The sequence below is a fragment of the Ekhidna sp. genome (assembly GCF_039960695.1).
Taxonomy (GTDB): domain Bacteria; phylum Bacteroidota; class Bacteroidia; order Cytophagales; family Cyclobacteriaceae; genus Ekhidna.
The window spans coordinates 46,267-64,760 of sequence record NZ_JBDVKP010000003.1 but is presented as its reverse complement, the minus strand read 5'-3'; the positions used below and the strand labels follow the sequence as shown (position 1 = coordinate 64,760).

The following is an 18,494-nucleotide window of genomic DNA, read 5'->3' as shown; positions in this document are numbered from 1 at the left end:
ATCATTCAGTTTGCACGTTAGCCGCTAAGAATAGTGGTAAAAATTCTGATTGATTGTATTGAAAAGATTCCTGCTAATTTTCGTTTTCATCAGCTGCTATCAGTTGCTCTACTGTCAGCAAGACTCTACTGAGGTGCTTACTATTAAGGAGATTACCATTGAGGGTAACTACAAGACCAGACCTCAAATGATTACTCGCGAGCTCAGCTTCGAAAAAGGGCGCACTTACAAACGTTATCAGCTGGACAGTATGTTCGTGTGGGATCGCAATCGAATCTACAATACAAACCTGTTTAATGAAGTATTCTTGGAATTGATCAATACTTCAAACGGATCTACTGATATCAAAATCACGGTAGATGAACGTTGGTACTTTTACCCGTTGCCCATTTTCAGATTGGTAGATAGAAACTTCAACGATTGGTGGGTCAATAGAGATCGAGATCTAAGTCGGGTCAACTATGGCATAAAACTTACGCAATTTAATTTCAGAGGTAGAGGTGAAATTCTCAGGCTGTGGCTCCAAACAGGGTTTGAGACTGTGGTCAACGTGATTTACAGTGTTCCATACATAGACAAAAAGCAACGGAATGGATTACGCATCAGTAGCAGCTATTTCGAGACAAAGAATGTGCCTGTTATCACCAGAGATAACATCAGGCGTTTCACCTCTTCCGAGGATGATGTCTTAAGAAGAGCCTACAAAACCACCATCCGCCATTCCTATAGAAGCTCTTTTTATTCTTTTCATTTCACGACGCTTGGCCATGTGCGGCTGGATGTCGCAGATACGATCGCCGCTATTAACCCAAACTATCTGGGCAACAGCAAAACACAGCAACAACACCTTTGGCTGGGCTACACTTATGTTTGGGATAAACGTAATAACAGAAACTATCCTACAAATGGTGAATGGTATCAGGTCGGGTTATTCAAGCACGGGATAGGTGTTTATAATGATGATGTGGATTTCTGGAGAGCTCGATTGAACCTGACCAAGTATTGGGAGTTTACAGATAATTTCTATTTAGTCGCGGACATTTCCGGACTAAGTACATTTCCAGCTAAAGACAGAAGTTACTTCAACTATTCCTCTGTTGGTTTCCTCAAAGAGGTGCTCCGAGGCTATGACCTGCGAATCATTGAAGCAAGCTCCTATATATTACAACGCAATGAGTTTAAACATAGACTTTTGGGTAGAAAATATGACATCAGCAAAGTCATGCCTGTGAGACAATTTCAAACGTTTCCTATTACTATTTACGGTAAAATATATTTTGATCAAGGGTATGCCGTCGGCTACCCAAATTATGATGGTAGTGATTTACTTTCAGATCAATACCTGTACAGCTTTGGAACTGGTGTTGACTTGGTCGTTGTGAATGATTTGACTTTTAGGTTCGAGCTGTCACAGACATCTCAGGATGAGACATTCTTTTTTGTAAATCTCCTATCCCTCTTTTAATCAAATTTTTTCCACTCTTTTTTCTTTCCTTTTTTGAAGAAATACCATTGCCCGGATTTCACCCCATTTTTCCAGTTGCCTTCATAAAGCTGGCTTCCATCTTCATTGTAGTATTTCCACAAACCACTTTCCAAACCATCACTTAATAAGCCTTGCTGATTAAGATTCCCATTCTCGAAATAGAAAGACCACTGTCCATTTGGAAGTCCTTCTTTGTAAAAACCTGATCTCTTTAAGTTTCCATTTTCATAATAGAACTTCCACTCTCCTTCATACAATCCATTTTGATAGACTCCTAGTTTTTCAATTTGACCTGTAGGATAATAATAGGAAGCAGAATCCGTCATGAGCCCACTTTGATAATATTCCAGGCCAATGAGTTTCCCGTCAAATGAATAATACTCCTGATGCCCATCCAACAAACCTTTGGTGTAGTTGAGCAAGCTATTGAGCTCTCCATTTGGATAGTAATACGTCCATTTTCCAAATTTCCCAGCATCAGTCATCCCTCCAAAAGCCTTTATACTTCCATTTTCAAATCTCACAGTATCTGTTTGTTGAGCATCTAAGCAAAATGTAGTCAATCCCAAAGTGATGGCAGATAGAATTTTCATGACTAGTTAATTTACGATTATTGAATTAAAGTTGCCAAATGCATACTTTGCAACTATGAAACGTATCCTGCTGCTGCTGCTGGTAGCAATCTCTTTTTCTTCTCATGCTCAGGTAGGTTCCTTTAACCTAGGTGGTAGAAGTGCCGGGATGGCTGGTGCTTCATTGACGCTTGGAGATGAGTTTAGTTTGTTCAATAACATTGGAGGACTGGGACGTTTGGAAAACCATGCTGCATTCGCATCTTATCAAAATCGCTATGGTGTAAGTCAGTTTCAAGTGGTGGGAGCGGGAGCTGTATACGCTACAGATATTGGAAATGCAGGTGTTGGTTTCTACAAGTTCGGTGATGACATCTACAGCGAGCAGCGTGTTCATCTGGCTGTTGGAAACAAGATTCAAATGGTAAGTCTTTCGCTAGGCCTTGATTTACTTCAATACAACATAGCTACTGTTGGTACAAGCAGAGCACTTGCTATTCAATTTGGTGGTATTGCTGAAATCACCTCACAACTAAGATTTGGTGCACACATATTCAATCTCAATCAAGCAAAATATGATTCGGAAACAGGCGAACGGATTCCAACGATCATGAAAGGAGGTTTCTCTTATCGTCCGAGCGATGAATTGATGCTTAACCTCGAAGTAGAAAAAGATCTCGATTTTGATGAAATATTTAAAGCTGGTATCGAGTATAGAATAGTTGAAAAAGTATTCGTCAGAACGGGCATTAGCACTCAGCCTTTCATAGGTGCCTTTGGTGTTGGGTTTCATCCAAAAAATCTAAAGTTTGATTACGGCTTTTCCAACGATTCCAAGCTAGGAAACATACATGAGATATCTGTCGCGTATTCATTCAAGAAATGAAGAAATGGCTAACCATATTATTTCTTGCATCTCGTCTTGTTGTACTCGGACAAAATGAAGAAATAAATCTGGAAGATTTTGCAGAAAGATTGTTTCAGGTTCAGGATGAAGATGTTTCCTATGAAGACATTTACGAATCCCTTCTACTCTATTATAGCAATAAGCTAAACCTGAATAACGTAGAACCTGAAGAGCTAGCTTCACTCTATGTTTTAAATCCGGCACAACTATCAAATTTCTTCATTTACAGAGATCGTTTTGGAGATTTTCTATCTATCAACGAATTGCAGGCTGTGCCGGAAATAGACCTGGAAACCATTCGATTACTCCTTCCCTTTGTCACGATGAAAGAATCGTTAATCGATACAAGACCATTGCTAAAACGGATGCTTACTGAAGAAAACAACTACTTCTTGCTTCGCTTTTCGCGCCGCCTTGAAGAGCAAATTGGCTACACCGCAGCCACACCTTTAGACACAACATTCATCCTCGATCAGGACAATATTGTAGTAGACACCGTCACTACACCTCCTACTCGATATCAAGGATCTCAAAACAAAATTTACGGCAGATTCAGAACTAGTCATCGCAATGACTTTAGCCTTGGGTTTACTTTTGAAAAGGATAATGGTGAGAGATTCAGCTTTGATGATGGCAAGAAGGGTTTTGACTTCTATTCGTATCATCTAATGCTGGAAAATAAGTTCGGGTTTGAAAGAATCATGTTAGGTGATTTTCAGATGCAAATTGGACAAGGAGTCGTTTTTGGCGCCGGTTTTAATGCCGGTAAGGGTGCTGAAACTGTGAATACCACCAAAAGAAATAGTTTAGGTTTACGCCCATACACCTCGGTACTTGAAGCAGGTTTTTTTCGTGGAGCAGGCATCACAAGAAAGCAGGGAAATCTAGAGTTAACGCTCTTTTACTCCAACATTAAACAAGATGGAAATATTCAAACAGACACCACTTTTTCTGATTTTGAAGAGTTTGTAAACTCAATACAAAACACGGGCTTCCACCGGACATCACAAGAACTAGCCACGAAAGATCAAATAAAAGAACAATCTATTGGTGCAGTTATTGAATATTCACCTCACCGAAGATTTACCCTTGGTGTCTCCGGACTCAATAGTAAGTACAGCAAGCCACTGCAACGAAAACCCAATAACTACAATCAATTTGAATTTAAAGGTGACCACAATTATATCACATCAGCCTATGGACATTATACCTGGCAAAATTTTACATTTTTCGGAGAAGCAGCTCGATCAAAGAGTGGTGGAATTGGAGCTGTCGCTGGGTTTGTAGCCAGCCTTTCACGAACTGTAGATATGGCCATGGTGCTGCGAAACTATGCTCGAGATTTCCATTCATTCTATGGAAATGCGTTCTCTGAAAATTCTCGAAATATCAACGAAAAAGGCACCTATTGGGGTGTCTCTGTTAAACCAAATAGAAGGCATAAACTTAATGCTTATTACGATCGATTTAAGTTTCCATGGTTAAAGTTCCGTACGGAAGCCCCTTCTGTTGGTCAAGAATGGTTGGTTAGATATTCTCATTTCCCTACTCGGCAGATTTCCATGTATGTTCAAGCTCGTCAGCAAAACAGACAAATAACAGTAGGCGATGAAAACCTGAACATTCTTGCGGATCAAATCAAACGCAATTACATTTTCAACATCGATTATGAGCTACGTCCCTGGCTGAAGTTGAAAACGAAAGTACAAAGCAGCACTCAAGATGAGAATGATATATTCACGAAGGGGTTTGCTATCGTTCAGGATGTGAATTTTAACGTTTGGAAATTGAAGTTCAATACGCGTATGGCACTTTTCGAAACGGACGATTTTGATAATGCCCAGTATGTCTATGAAAGTGACGTGCTCTACGCGTTCTCCATTCCTGCTTACAATGGGTCAGGCATCAGAACCTATGCCATGGTACGATATGATCCCGTCAAAAATGTTTCTATTTGGATACGATATGCGCAGACTACATTTCCTGGTGCATTTGGAGTAGCTAATGCAATCGGGTCATCGTTAGATACATCCTTCGGAGATACTGCTTCCGAGATAAAGGCAATGCTCAGACTCAAGTTCTGAGGTAGCGCAATTCATTTTGTCAAAGTTCTGAGCTAGGTTTACTCCAACAATAATGCTTAATGGAATCATTACAAACCGTATGGGATAAGATCATCGACTTCCTCACCAGAGTCGGTGAAATATTTACTACCAACTTATTCAATCTTGGCGATAGTAAAATCACCTTAGGCACCATTCTCTATTTTCTTATCAGTTTCATTATCCTGACATTTTTAGCCAAGCGATTCAGGAATCTTCTGGTTAATAAAATATTGGTGAAAGCCAATATGGAAAAAGGGGCGAGAAATTCCATCGGACTGATCACCAGGGTAATGATCATGTTCATTGGATCCATCTTCATTATTCAAAGTGCTGGCATAGACATGAGTTCGCTAAGCTTATTAGCAGGAGCTTTAGGCGTTGGTATTGGATTCGGATTGCAGAATATCACAGACAATTTTATTTCTGGTATCATTATTCTTTTTGAAAAGCCTATAAAAGTAGGTGACCGCATCGTGGTTGGGGATACAGAAGGTGACGTTATCAATATTTCAGTTAGAGCCACCACGATTCTCACAAACGAAAACGTCTCTATCATAGTCCCAAACTCTGAATTCATTTCCTCACGGGTTATAAACTGGAGTCACAACGATCGAAACATCCGCTTTGATATTCCGGTTGGGGTCAGCTATCAAGAAGATCCTGAAGAAGTTCGTAAAGTGTTGATGGACGTAGCAGAGGAAAATGAACATGCATTAAAACATCCTTCACCTCATGTCTTTTTTGATGAATTTGGAGATAGCTCATTAAACTTTACTTTGGCTATTTGGACGTCAACTCATACGGATAAGCCTAGAAGGCTAAAAACAGAGCTCTACTTTGCGATTTTTGAGAAGTTCAAAGAAAAGGGAATAGAAATTCCATTCCCTCAACGTGATGTTCACATCAAATCTCAACCAGAAGCTTAGGCCGCCTTTTCAGAAGACTTACCTTCATTAGCCTCATTTATCTTTACTCCTTCAAATTGAGCATCAGCTGATATTTTGCCAGCATAATATAGTTCTTGTATTTGCTTTGCAGTAAGCGAGCTGTTATCAGGACTCCATCCCGGAGGGCCAAAGATGTACATGAATACTTCCTTGAAACTCTTAGCTTTTTTGACATCATTGAAAATATCAACAAAAATGTGGGTATTGAGTTTAATTGGATTGTAGGTATCCGGGCTTTTCAAAATACCGTAATGTGGATTTACACCTTTTATTGTATTCTGCCATGTCCCAAATATGTGATCCCAAATCAGCAAAATCCCACCATGGTTTTTATCCAAATACTCAATATTGCTAGAGTGATGCACCGCATGAACATGAGGATTATTGAAAATTTTACCGAAGAAGCCCAAAGAACCTACCAACTTGGTATGTAAGAAATACTGATAAGTGGCATTAATGATCAAAGCAGAACCGATCATGATTGGCTCAAAGCCAATAACCGCCATCCATAACCAGAAAATAGGCTTGTAAAATGTTATAAACCATCCGTTTCGAATACTCACTGCCAGATTATAATTTTTTGATGAGTGATGCGGTACATGAGCAGCCCATAGCAATCTAATGGTATGGCTCCACCTGTGATGCCAATAGAAATTAAAATCATCGGCTATGATTGCAAGAATCCAGACCCACCATGCCCATCCAATAGTCGTGTACCCCAGATACTCAGCCCGCAAGGGTTCAAAAAAGTTGAAAATACCTTGAAAGATGACAGCAACAGTAAAGGCCTTTGTGAAGAATGAAATAAATGCAGCTCCTAAGGCTATTCCAAATCCTGCTAAAGAATCCTTAAGCTCATAATCGTGTTTGGCCACTTTATACTCTACGACCATGAAAAGAAGTAAAATTGGGAATATGTAAATCATATTATCCCCTACATTAAACTCTGGCATACTATTCTGTTTTAAAAACTTTGTTTTTTGATTTGAGGCGACAAGGTTAATTTAAATATTTCTGATACGGTCAGATATCTTGTTAAATCATTGTTGTGGTTTCTTTTTTCCAAACTTATAGGTGAGTCCTACACCGAGTACACTTTTGAATTGAACCCGAGGTTTTACTTCACTTTCCTGAATCGTTCCGTCACTATTATCATCCGCTCCGATTTCAATGTCTTTATCATAGATCAATTGGGTAAATACATTCATAGACAAAACCTTGGTTAACTGTAACACAAGTGCATTTTGCCAATTCACGTCTACTTCACCTACATTTTCGGTGTATCCGGTAAAGAGTTCGAGTTTGCTTTCGAAAATATCATTCTTGTATTTGGCTCTAAAGAATGAACCAAATTCTGCTCTACTCTTACTTCCCGGGGTTATAATGGTTACGCCATCTCCAGCAAATACAGCACGATTCACACCGTAGGCTCCAGCATTTGCAAGATCCTGATCGCTCACAAAAGTGAATTTACCCGTGAGCGGTTGATATGTAAAGCTTAGCTTATCACTTGGATCATATGAAATACCAAGACCAATAGTTAAATAACCAGGAGCCATAAAGTCTGAGATGAAATTATCCTCCCCATCAAAGCCTTCATAAAATTGGGTTCTAAAATCCATAAGCGCACTATAAAACCACTTACCATTGTCTTTTTTTACTTTGTAGCTGTACTTAGTCACAATGTTGATAAGATCGTCAGATTTACTAAAACCTGCCGATCCTTGCTTGATCAACCCATAGGCCAAATCCATAGAGTTTTCCCACTTTCCTCTACCCTTCACTCGATTAGCGAATATGCTGAAGTTGGAGTTTATCGCAACTGAGTTTTGGCCTCCCGCTGCCCAGTTGGTCAGTGAAACTTGGGAAAATGTCAATGAGCTCGTGCCACCAATACGCCAATAGGTGGTGTCTTGAGTGACATTTTGAGCGAATGATGTAGCACTGATTAATAGTAATAAGGCGGTAATTTTTAACTTCATTCTTAGTCGTAAGTATTTGTTTTTAAATCGTTTTCTTTCAGTATTCTTCGAAGAATCTTACCAACGTTTGATTTTGGCAGCTCATCTGTAAAGGCTATGTACTTTGGTCGCTTATATCCTGTTAGGTTTTCCTTACAGTGTTCTGTTATCTCCTCTTCTGTCAGGCTCGGGTCTGCCTTTACGATGTAGACCTTAACTGCTTCAGTCGATTTTTTATCCGGCACTCCAATTACTCCTACCTCCAACACCTTCTCATGAAGTGCAATGCAATCTTCTATTTCATTCGGATAAACATTGAAACCAGAGACCAAAATCATCTCTTTCTTACGATCAACTATTTTAAAGAGTCCTTGTTCGTTTATCACAGCAATATCTCCAGTTTTAAACCAATCTTCGTGGAAACAATTCTTAGTTTCTTCGGGTCTATTCCAATATCCTTGAAACACCTGAGGCCCGCGAGCGCACAGTTCTCCACGCTCTCCAGTCTTCACCTCTTTGCCATCATCATCCAAAATAATAACTTCCGTGCTTGGTATCGGCATACCTATATATCCTGGTTCTGCATCTTTCCTGAGCGGGTTGGCAGTAAGAACAGGCGAAGTTTCGGTCAAACCATAACCCTCTGAAACAGGAGTTCCTGTCACTTCCATCCATTTTTCAGCCACAAACTTTTGGAGTGCCATTCCACCAGCAAAGGAGAATTTAACTTTTGAAAAATCCAGATCTTTGAATTTTGGTTGGTTGAGTAATCCATTAAAAAGAGTATTCACGCCAGTAAGTATGGACCATTGATGTCTGCCCAGATCTCCTAGAAATGCTTTCATATCCCGAGGATTGGTAACGAGTACATTTCTCGCTCCGATCCGAACAGTCATAAGTGCATTACATGTCAATGCGAAGATGTGATACATAGGCAAGGCTGTAATGAAAATCTCTTTTTCTTCTTCCAGACCACCGTGCAGCATCCACTCACAAACCTGTTCCATGTTCGCAATCACATTTCTATGCGTAAGCATTGCTCCCTTCGATACCCCAGTAGTTCCGCCTGTATACTGAAGGAATGCTAATTCAGAGCTTTCTATTTCTACTTTATCTGGCGCCTTTTGAGTGCCAAGCTTTAATGCATTTTTTAGTGCAATAGCATTGGGAAGGCTGTAGGCCGGCACCATCTTCTTGATGTTCTTCACAACAAAATTTACGATACTCCCCTTTAAGCCTCCAATTAAATCTCCAATCTTGGTTAGTATAACGGTCTCTATCTGAGTCTCATTCAGAATCTCTTCCAGATTTGCGGCAAAATTTTCAACAATTATTATAGCCTTAGCACCAGAATCGTTAAACTGATGAAGCATCTCACTTGGCGTATACAACGGATTCGTATTTACAACCACCATTCCTGCTTTTAGGATTCCATAGAGAACCACTGGGTATTGCAACAAATTCGGCATCTGAATCGCAACTCTGTCACCTTTTTTAAGATTCGTATGATTCTGCAAATACGAAGCAAACTGATTGATGGCATGTCCGAGTTCTGAAAAAGTCATTTCCTTTCCCATGTTCTCAAATGCTACGAGATCACCATATTTCTCAATTCGCTCATCAACCATTTCTGATAGAGAGCTATAGCTATCTGGGTTTATCTCAAAGCTTACACCATCGGGGTAGCTGGCATGCCATGGTTGTTTTTTCATATTAAGGCTTGTTGATTTATAAAGCTGATAAAGATAAGGTATGCTCTTTACTGAAAAAGGATTAGTCAATAAAAAAGGCCTTGGCACCCCTACCAAGACCTTAAAATAAACAACATTAACCCAAAGCTGTAGAGGGAGGATTCGAACCTCCACGGAGCAGTTAGTCCCAGACGTTCTCTCCCGGTTCATGACCGAGAGAGAACTTACCGGGATTTATCCCTTATCTCCACCCCCGAGAGAGGAGGGCATGTCTGCCAGTTTCACCACTCTACAGTATGTTTGATGGTTCAAATGTAGCATAATGATGTTTTTATTGAAAATAATTCAATAAATTACATGAATAAATACATTTAATTCAATTTAAAACGTTTTAAATTGAAATTTTCAAAATCAATAAGTGATATATGAGTAAAAATTATGAGATTGATAATGTGGATCTTAAAATCTTAAACATCCTCTCAGAGGATGCTAAGATGCCATATACCGAGGTTGCCAAAAAAGTGTTTGTGTCTGGTGGGACTGTTCACGTCAGAATGAAAAAGTTAGAAGACATGGGCATTGTAAAAGGAACCACATTGAAAATTGATTACGAAAAGCTGGGATATGACATCACATGCTTTTTAGGCATCTACCTGGAGAAAAGTTCGCTATATGATAGAGTAGTATCCGAACTAAAAGAAATTCCTGAAATAGCTACCATCAGATATACGACTGGCAACTACAATATCTTCTGCAAAATCTATTGCAAAGGAACTTCACACCTCAAGGATGTATTGCATGACAAAATTCAAAAAGTAGACGGTATTGAGAGTACCGAGACATTTATTTCACTCGAAGAGAGTGTAAATAAACACCTCGTATTTTAGAAAAAGTGTTTAGCACTGAACCTTCTTCCATCTTCCTTGTTCTTATTTAGAATTACTATAAATAAGGTGTACCTTTGCACTCCGAAACGAAGTATTTTAGATGAGCACTGACGATCAAATATTAGAAGAATTTACCTCCAAAGAATACGAGCATGGTTGGTCTGTTGATTTTGAAGCAGACGAGGCTCCTTTGGGAATCAATGAAGATATTGTTCGTTTCATTTCAGCTAAAAAAGAAGAACCACAATGGCTACTTGACTGGCGTCTTAAGGCATTTGCTCAATGGAAGCAGATGAAAGAGCCCAATTGGGCAAACATCAACTATCCCAAGATTGATTATCAAGCCATCAGGTACTATTCTGCTCCTAAGCAAGATAAGAAGCCGAAGAATCTTGATGAGGTAGACCCGGAGTTGCTTAAAACATTCGAACGTCTTGGAATCTCCCTCCAGGAACAAAAAAGGCTTACAGGAGTAGCTGTTGATGCAGTGATTGATTCCGTTTCTGTAGCTACCACTTTCAAGGAAAAATTATCCGAACTTGGTGTAATCTTCTGCTCATTTAGTGAGGCTGTCCAAGAACATCCGGAATTAATAAAAAAATATTTAGGCTCAGTTGTACCTGCAAATGACAACTACTTTGCAGCATTAAACTCCGCCGTTTTTTCCGATGGATCGTTCTGCTACATCCCAAAAGGTGTAAGGTGCCCAATGGAGCTTTCCACCTACTTCAGAATTAATGCCGCTAACACGGGACAGTTTGAGAGAACACTTATTGTAGCTGACGATGATAGCTACGTGAGCTACCTCGAAGGCTGTACTGCTCCTCAACGAGATGAAAATCAACTGCATGCCGCGGTAGTGGAAATTTACGCAGCAAAAAATGCAGAAGTAAAATACTCCACCGTTCAAAACTGGTACCCTGGCGATAAGAACGGAAAAGGAGGAATTTTCAATTTTGTAACAAAGCGAGGCATATGCTCAGGAGATCACTCTAAAATCTCATGGACGCAGGTAGAAACCGGTTCGGCTGTGACTTGGAAATATCCTTCCTGTATTTTGAAAGGTGACCACTCGGTGGGTGAATTTTATTCCGTTGCAGTAACCAACAACTACCAGCAAGCGGATACAGGAACCAAAATGGTTCATCTGGGAAAAAACACGCGATCTCGCATTGTGTCAAAAGGAATTTCAGCAGGAAAATCTCAAAACAGCTATCGTGGACAGGTAGAGGTGATGAAGCGAGCAGAAAATGCGCGAAATTTCTCACAATGCGACTCACTTCTGATGGGAGATAAGTGTGGTGCACACACCTTCCCATACATTGATATAAAAAACAAATCTGCTCAAATAGAGCATGAAGCAACAACTTCTAAGATTGGTGAAGATCAAATCTTCTACTGTCAACAAAGAGGAATAGATGAAGAAACAGCTGTGGCACTGATCGTCAACGGCTTTGCGAAAGAAGTAATGAACAAGCTACCTATGGAATTTGCTGTAGAAGCACAAAAACTATTAGCGCTTACACTTGAAGGTAGCGTCGGATAAGACAATTCAATACACGTATGATAAGTATTAAAAATTTACACGCCTCAATCGAGGACAAGGAAATATTGAAGGGTATCAACCTGGAAGTTAAAGCTGGCGAAGTACATGCCATAATGGGCCCAAATGGTTCCGGTAAGAGTACGCTAGCCTCTGTACTTGCAGGCAGAGAAGATTACAACGTAACAAGCGGGTCTGTCACATTTGAAAATGAAAATCTATTAGCGTTGAGTCCTGAGGAACGTGCCCAAAAAGGGATCTTCCTTGCATTTCAATATCCTGTTGAAATTCCGGGTGTATCAACTACAAACTTTTTAAAGACAGCCATTAATCAAGTGAAGGAGGCGAGAGGTGAGAAAGCGCTAGATGCTGTGCACTTCCTTAAGCTGATGAAAGAGAAAATGAAGCTCGTTGATATCGATCAAGCGCTTTTGAGCCGTTCGCTAAATGAAGGCTTCTCCGGTGGCGAAAAGAAGCGAAATGAAATCTTCCAGATGGCAATGCTTGAACCAAAGCTCTCCATTTTGGATGAGACTGATTCCGGACTTGATATTGATGCGTTGAAAATAGTGGCGGATGGCGTGAATACATTAAAGACCGACAAAACCGCAACCATCGTCGTGACGCATTACCAGCGTTTATTGGATTATATCGTGCCAGATTATGTGCATGTACTTTATAAAGGTAGGATCGTGAAGTCTGGCGATAAAAGTCTCGCACTCGAGCTGGAAGAAAAAGGGTACGATTGGATCAAAGAAGAGCTTGCTACAGTATGATGATCGAATCAACGTTACTATCAAGCCTTACGGATCTGTCTCACGGCAATCAAGCACAGAAAGATGCTTTGAAGATGCTCAATGAGATCGGATTGCCTCACAAAAAATCTGAAGCTTATAAGTTTACATCCATCACTTCAATACTCGAAAAGAATGTTTCATTTGAGTCAAAAGAAGAAAGTAAAGTTGATACTAGTAAACTTTATAAAGAAGATGGAAGTCATCTGGTTTTCATCAATGGTGTGCTTTCAAATAAGGACTCAAACATTTCACCAAAGCTTAAATTGGAGATTAGAGCAGTCACGGAAGGCTTGCATGATCCGTTCAGCTTATTAAATACAGCCTACGCTCAAGAGGAAGTGAGTATTGAATCTGGTTATGAAGATCCTGTATTTATTTACCACTTCAACACAAACGGCATATCTAACCCTCGCATCAAGGTGAATGTGAAAGATGGCCACACATTTCGAATAGTTGAAAAGCTAATTACTCCCGAAGAAAAAAAGACATTTACCAATTCATACATTGAATTTACGGTAGGCAAGAATGCATTTGGTTATCACACCAAAGTGCAAAACTATAATGCAGAGACATTTAGTCATGAGACAGTAGTAGCCAGTGTATCCAGAGATTCACATTTCTATAACAATACCTTCTCTTTCGAAGGTGCTATGGTAAGAAACAACCTGACAATTAATCTAGCAGACGAAAACTGCGAGGGTCACATGTATGGGCTGTTCCTATTGGATAAGAAATCGCACGTCGATAATAATACTTCTGTAGATCATCTGAAGCCTAACTCGTACAGCAATGAGTTATATAAAGGAATCCTTGATGAAAAGTCGACTGGCGTTTTCAATGGAAAAATCTACGTAAGACAGGATGCGCAGAAAACCAATGCGTTCCAATCCAACAATAATATCCTACTTTCTGAAGATGCCACTTTGCACACCAAGCCTCAATTGGAGATTTGGGCTGATGATGTAAAATGCTCGCATGGATGTACCTCTGGTCAGCTGGATGAAGATGCCATCTTCTATTTAAGGGCTCGAGGAATAAACGAAAAAAGTGCCAAAGCAATGATATTGAATGCATTTGCTTCGGAAACAATGGAATATGTAAAGGTTGAATCAGTAAGAAATGAAATTCAATCTTTGATTGATAAAAAACTGATGTAATGTCTAATTCTACCACCACAGCCATAGATATTAAAAAAATCAGAGCACAATTCCCTGTTCTCAATCAGGAGGTGAATGGAAAGCCTTTGATCTATTTTGATAATGCTGCCACTTCCCAAACTGCGAAAAGTGTAGTAGATGCGCTGATTAAGTTTTACGAAAAGGATCACGCAAATATTCATAGAGGCATTCATACCCTGGCAGAGCGATCTACAAAGGGATTTGAAGAGACACGTGAAAGAGTACATCAATTCATTAATTCGGAAGAAGCTGATGAAATCATCTTTACCAAAGGAACAACCGAAAGCATCAACTTAGTCGCTCAATCGTGGGGTTCGAAATTTCTTAAGAAAGGAGATGAAATCTTAATTTCGCAACTAGAGCATCACTCCAATATTGTGCCTTGGCAGTTGGCAGCCGAACGAACGGGAGCCATCATTAAAGTAATCCCTATCAATGAAAAAGGTGAGATACTTTTGGACGCGTATAAGAAACTCTTGAATCGAAAGACCAAGCTTGTAGCTGTCAACTATGTCTCTAATTCCTTAGGCACCATCAATCCTGTGAAAGAAATCATAGAGCTAGCTATTGCGCAGGGAGCCATCACTATGATAGATGCTGCACAAGCTGCTCCACATATCAAAATAGACGTTCAAGATCTAAACTGCGATTTTCTGGCACTTTCGAGTCATAAGATGTACGGCCCAACAGGTGTCGGAGTACTGTATGGGCGCAGAGATCTTTTAGAAGTCATCCCACCCTACCAGGGAGGTGGTGAAATGATCAAAGACGTCTCTTTCAACGGCACCACTTTCAATGATATTCCTTACAAGTTTGAAGCTGGTACACCTAACATTGGCGAGGTGATCGCATTCAAGTTCGCAATGGACTTCATCGATGAAATTGGGCATGAAAACATTCAAGCGTATGAGCACGAATTACTCGAATATGCCAACAGCAAGCTAAAATCCATTCCTGGCTTCACGCCCATTGGAACAGCAGATAAAAAAACAAGTGTAATTTCCTTTCTGATTAGGAATGTACATCCATATGATTTGGGACAGTTGCTAGATGCGAAAGGGATAGCTGTGCGAACAGGACATCACTGCACACAACCTCTGATGGACTTCCTCGAGATAGATGGAACTGTGCGTGCCTCGTTTGCGGTTTACAGCACTAAAGAAGAAATTGATGTTTTCTGTGAATCTTTGCAGAAAATTGTAGCTCGTTTCAACTAATGGACTTAATCAAAAAACGTCAGGAGGAGATTATAGAAGAGTTTGCCATGCTGGATGGCGACATGGAAATGACGCTGGATTACATCATGGAGCTGGGTGCCGAATTGAGTGAGCTTCCGGAAGAAGCACGCATAGAAGACAATATTGTCAAAGGTTGTCAATCCAAAGTCTGGATGATTGCCGAACTCGACAACGAGCGAGTACAGTTCAAGGCAGATTCAAATACAGCCATCACTAAAGGTCTGGTGAGTTTATTGGTGCGAACGTTGAATCAATCGCCGCCGCAAGATGTTATGAATGCAGAGATCTACTTTCCAAAGCAGATAGGAATGGATCGATTCATCGGAACACAGCGATCTAATGGATTTGCAGCGATGATCAAGCAGATGAAAATGTATGCGCTGGCGCTTACAGCAAAACAAGAATCATGAGCGAAACGAAATCAAACAACGATATACTGGCACTGAAGGAAGACATCATCCGTGCGATCAAAGGCGTTTATGACCCTGAGATTCCGGTAGATGTTTACGAGCTTGGATTGATTTATGAAATCAACATTCTCCCTATCAATAATGTGGAGATTGTGATGACGCTGACCTCACCCTCTTGTCCTGCGGCAGAAAGTATTCCGAGCGAAATAGAAATGAACGTGAAGGCTGTGGAAGGTGTTAACGATGTGAATATAGAATTGACCTTTGATCCACCTTATGCTACAGACATGATGTCTGAAGAGGCGAAGCTGGAGCTAGGTTTTATGTAATAAGTAAAAAACAAAAACAAAACGAATATGTACCCTGCGGAATTAGTAGCTCCGATGAAAGCTCAACTTACTCAAAACGGATTTCAGGAATTGACGTCTGCTGATGCAGTTGAAAGCCACCTATCAGATCACAAAGGAACGTCTCTTTTGGTGATCAACTCAGTATGTGGATGTGCAGCTGGCACCTGCCGACCTGGTGTATTATTATCTCTTGAAAAATCTGATAAAAAGCCTGACAACCTTACGACAGTGTTTGCCGGATTTGATATTGAAGCAACTCAGAAGGCACGTGAGTTTACACTACCCTTCCCTCCATCTTCTCCCGCGATTGCGCTGTTCAAAGATGGTGAGCTCGCTCATATGGTAGAGAGACATCACATCGAAGGGAGATCTGCAGAGATGATCGCTGATCACCTCGAGCAAGTGTATGCTGAGTTCTGTTAGGTTACGCAATAATCTTTTAGTTAAAACCCTTCATCTGCTAGTCAGGTGAGGGGTTTTGTTTTTAAACCTCGTTGCTTCAGGTATCTTTGGTACGTAGATAAATTGAGCTATCTCGGCAAGTTTATGATCAGACTTTAGCTTGCTAATTGCACAGTGACGCAATCACAACAAATAGATAGAATAATGAGTAAAGACCAGCTTATAAGCTATGTGAAAAAATTTGTTCCACTAGACGATATTGAAGCCAAACAATTTGTATCAAACTTTGAAGAAGTCAACGTAAAAAAAAGGCAGTTCATTGTTCAACCTAATTTCACAAACAAGCACAGGGTATTTGTAGTAAAAGGTGCCTTCAGAAGCTATGCATTGGCGCCTGACGGACAAGAACATACACTCCAATTTGCAATTGAAAACTGGTGGGTCTCCGATTTCAATAGTTACATCTATCAACATCCTTCAACTCTTTTTATCGTAGCATTAGAAGACAGCACGATCTTACAAATTGAATTCAACAAAGAGCAAGAGCTAAAAAAAGTCAACCATAAATTTGAAACTTTTTTTAGAATAATGGCAGAAAAGGGTCTTGCCTTCGAACACCGAAGAATCGTTATTAATCTTACCCATTCTGCTGAAGAACGCTACCAGAATTTTTTGTCAAATTTTCCCAACTTCGTTCAGCGTGTACCACAGTACGCATTGGCTTCCTACCTGGGAATGACCACAGAGTTTTTATCCAGAATTAGAAATAAGAGAGCCAAAAAAAGTTGATCTACATCAACCTTATTTCTTGAACTACTTCATATTTATTGATTTAGAGTTAACCCACTTTTGCCTTATCGATTTTATTGATAAAACAAATCAAAAACTATGAGATTCATAACAAAAAATATACACGCTTATTTGGATTATCCGGTAGCTGTAGCACTTATGGCTTTACCCTTCCTTTTAGGGTTGGGGACTTCTAACTCCTTTGCTTTGATACTATCGGTAGTGACAGGAATTGCAGCTTTTATACTTACACTATTAACCGACCATAGGTTAGGAGTATATAAAATAATTCCTTACAAAGGACATCTTATTGTAGATGGTCTTGTAGGCATCGTGTTTGTGTTGGCACCTTTCATATTTTCATTTGAAGGTTTAGACGCAAACTACTATTGGTTAAATGGTGCTGCAGTATTGACTGTAGTTAGTCTGCATAAGCCAGAAGTGGCAGAAAATTCTGAAATAGCAAGCAATTAGTCCATTGAAAACATTCTTTGAAACCCTCACTTGACAATCAGGTGAGGGTTTTTTTTGGCTTTTTTCCAATACAGTTTGAGACATTTTTTGTCAGATGATGCCAGAACTCTTCTGAGCTATTAAATTAAGTACCCTGTCATATTTGATTAGTGATAAGGTAAAGACACTAAAAATCCTGAACAATCACCATGATCGATAAACCTAGCCGCCTCACCAACAGAGCCATTTGCAAAGGCTGATACAATGAGATATTTTTATAGATATTAGAAAAGTCTGGCTTACGGATGATGTTTGGACGTTCGCAGGAATACCTCCACTAAAATGACATTCTACGAAAGAAAGCTTAAAAAGCTACACGAAGTTCTTTACAAAAATCAAGTACAAATCGACGCTGTAATTGCAATCCGCAAATACATCGACTGCAATTATGAAATCGATTTGAACCTCAACTTACTGTCGCAAATTCAGTTTATTTCTAAGTATCACCTCTTGCGCTTGTTTAAAAAGTACTATGGCCTCACACCAAGACAATATTTGATAGATAAACGAATTGAAAAATCTAAAGATCACTTGGTAAACAAAATGACAGTCACAGAAACTTGCTATGCCGTTGGATTTGCAAGTCTGGGATCGTTCAGTGTTCTTTTCAAAACTAAAACCGGAAAAACACCAGTTCAATTTCAAAAAGAGCAACTTTCGAGAAGCAACTTAGTTTCTGATTCCTGATCTTTGAAATAGACAAATTTGAATCAACAAG

19 protein-coding genes are annotated in these 18,494 nt (G+C 39.8%); 15 read left to right on the top strand and 4 right to left on the bottom strand.

Features of this window, described 5'->3' with window-relative positions; translation table 11 throughout:
- Positions 1-58: 58 nt before the first annotated feature.
- Positions 59-1,465 carry a BamA/TamA family outer membrane protein gene (locus ABJG98_RS00355; protein ID WP_348277462.1) on the top strand — a complete coding sequence of 469 codons (1,407 nt, stop codon included), beginning with the start codon at positions 59-61 and terminating at the stop codon, positions 1,463-1,465.
- Here the strand turns inward: ABJG98_RS00355 and ABJG98_RS00350 are convergent.
- On the bottom strand, positions 1,462-2,079 hold the full coding sequence (locus tag ABJG98_RS00350; RefSeq protein ID WP_348277461.1) for a toxin-antitoxin system YwqK family antitoxin: 618 nt from the start codon (positions 2,077-2,079) through the stop codon (positions 1,462-1,464). The two genes, ABJG98_RS00355 and ABJG98_RS00350, sit on opposite strands and share 4 nt — an antisense overlap.
- A gap of 55 nt (positions 2,080-2,134) precedes the next feature.
- Between ABJG98_RS00350 and ABJG98_RS00345 the strand changes: the two genes are divergently transcribed.
- Genes ABJG98_RS00345 through ABJG98_RS00335 form a run of 3 tightly spaced genes read left to right on the top strand, consistent with a single transcriptional unit; the run spans position 2,135 to position 5,996 of the window.
- On the top strand, positions 2,135-2,944 hold the full coding sequence (locus tag ABJG98_RS00345) for a hypothetical protein (protein WP_348277460.1): 810 nt from the start codon (positions 2,135-2,137) through the stop codon (positions 2,942-2,944).
- On the top strand, positions 2,941-5,049 hold the full coding sequence (locus ABJG98_RS00340; RefSeq protein WP_348277459.1) for a helix-hairpin-helix domain-containing protein: 2,109 nt from the start codon (positions 2,941-2,943) through the stop codon (positions 5,047-5,049). The genes ABJG98_RS00345 and ABJG98_RS00340 overlap by 4 nt, the downstream gene beginning before the upstream one ends.
- Before the next feature lie 59 nt (positions 5,050-5,108).
- Positions 5,109-5,996, top strand: coding sequence for a mechanosensitive ion channel domain-containing protein (locus ABJG98_RS00335; protein ID WP_348277458.1), 888 nt, complete (start codon positions 5,109-5,111; stop codon positions 5,994-5,996).
- Here ABJG98_RS00335 and ABJG98_RS00330 read toward each other — a convergent pair.
- The 3 genes from ABJG98_RS00330 to ABJG98_RS00320 all read right to left on the bottom strand — a co-directional run bounded on the left by ABJG98_RS00330 (position 5,993) and on the right by ABJG98_RS00320 (position 9,690).
- Positions 5,993-6,970 carry a sterol desaturase family protein gene (locus ABJG98_RS00330; protein WP_348277457.1) on the bottom strand — a complete coding sequence of 326 codons (978 nt, stop codon included), beginning with the start codon at positions 6,968-6,970 and terminating at the stop codon, positions 5,993-5,995. The genes ABJG98_RS00335 and ABJG98_RS00330 overlap by 4 nt on opposite strands.
- 87 nt (positions 6,971-7,057) lie before the next feature.
- A complete protein-coding gene (locus tag ABJG98_RS00325; protein WP_348277456.1) occupies positions 7,058-7,999 on the bottom strand; it encodes a DUF3078 domain-containing protein in 942 nt (313 codons plus the stop codon).
- A gap of 2 nt (positions 8,000-8,001) precedes the next feature.
- Positions 8,002-9,690 carry an AMP-binding protein gene (locus ABJG98_RS00320; RefSeq protein ID WP_348277455.1) on the bottom strand — a complete coding sequence of 563 codons (1,689 nt, stop codon included), beginning with the start codon at positions 9,688-9,690 and terminating at the stop codon, positions 8,002-8,004.
- Positions 9,691-10,094: 404 nt separating this feature from the next.
- Here ABJG98_RS00320 and ABJG98_RS00315 point away from each other — a divergent pair, with 404 nt between their 5' ends.
- The 11 genes from ABJG98_RS00315 (at position 10,095) to ABJG98_RS00265 (ending at position 18,463) form a co-directional block, all read left to right on the top strand.
- The gene (locus ABJG98_RS00315) at positions 10,095-10,556 is read left to right on the top strand and encodes a winged helix-turn-helix transcriptional regulator (protein ID WP_348277454.1); all 462 of its coding nucleotides are present in this window, start codon (positions 10,095-10,097) and stop codon (positions 10,554-10,556) included.
- A gap of 100 nt (positions 10,557-10,656) precedes the next feature.
- Positions 10,657-12,102, top strand: coding sequence for a Fe-S cluster assembly protein SufB (gene sufB, locus ABJG98_RS00310; protein ID WP_348277453.1), 1,446 nt, complete (start codon positions 10,657-10,659; stop codon positions 12,100-12,102).
- A gap of 17 nt (positions 12,103-12,119) precedes the next feature.
- Positions 12,120-12,875, top strand: coding sequence for a Fe-S cluster assembly ATPase SufC (gene sufC / locus ABJG98_RS00305; protein ID WP_348277452.1), 756 nt, complete (start codon positions 12,120-12,122; stop codon positions 12,873-12,875).
- A complete protein-coding gene (sufD, locus tag ABJG98_RS00300; protein ID WP_348277451.1) occupies positions 12,872-14,053 on the top strand; it encodes a Fe-S cluster assembly protein SufD in 1,182 nt (393 codons plus the stop codon). Before sufC ends, sufD begins: the two co-directional genes overlap by 4 nt.
- Positions 14,053-15,291: a cysteine desulfurase gene (locus ABJG98_RS00295; RefSeq protein WP_348277450.1), complete on the top strand. Its 1,239-nt coding sequence runs from the start codon at positions 14,053-14,055 to the stop codon at positions 15,289-15,291. Before sufD ends, ABJG98_RS00295 begins: the two co-directional genes overlap by 1 nt.
- Positions 15,291-15,722, top strand: a complete 432-nt coding sequence (locus ABJG98_RS00290; protein ID WP_348277449.1) for a SufE family protein — start codon at positions 15,291-15,293, stop codon at positions 15,720-15,722. Before ABJG98_RS00295 ends, ABJG98_RS00290 begins: the two co-directional genes overlap by 1 nt.
- Positions 15,719-16,051, top strand: coding sequence for an iron-sulfur cluster assembly protein (locus tag ABJG98_RS00285; RefSeq protein WP_348277448.1), 333 nt, complete (start codon positions 15,719-15,721; stop codon positions 16,049-16,051). Before ABJG98_RS00290 ends, ABJG98_RS00285 begins: the two co-directional genes overlap by 4 nt.
- A gap of 27 nt (positions 16,052-16,078) precedes the next feature.
- A complete protein-coding gene (locus tag ABJG98_RS00280) occupies positions 16,079-16,495 on the top strand; it encodes a BrxA/BrxB family bacilliredoxin (protein ID WP_348277447.1) in 417 nt (138 codons plus the stop codon).
- 183 nt (positions 16,496-16,678) lie between these two features.
- Positions 16,679-17,263: a Crp/Fnr family transcriptional regulator gene (locus ABJG98_RS00275; RefSeq protein ID WP_348277446.1), complete on the top strand. Its 585-nt coding sequence runs from the start codon at positions 16,679-16,681 to the stop codon at positions 17,261-17,263.
- A 99-nt stretch (positions 17,264-17,362) separates the two neighbouring features.
- Positions 17,363-17,737 (top strand): hypothetical protein, encoded by a 375-nt coding sequence (locus ABJG98_RS00270; RefSeq protein ID WP_348277445.1) that lies wholly within the window; start codon positions 17,363-17,365, stop codon positions 17,735-17,737.
- 321 nt (positions 17,738-18,058) lie between these two features.
- On the top strand, positions 18,059-18,463 hold the full coding sequence (locus ABJG98_RS00265) for an AraC family transcriptional regulator (RefSeq protein ID WP_348277444.1): 405 nt from the start codon (positions 18,059-18,061) through the stop codon (positions 18,461-18,463).
- Positions 18,464-18,494: the final 31 nt, after the last annotated feature.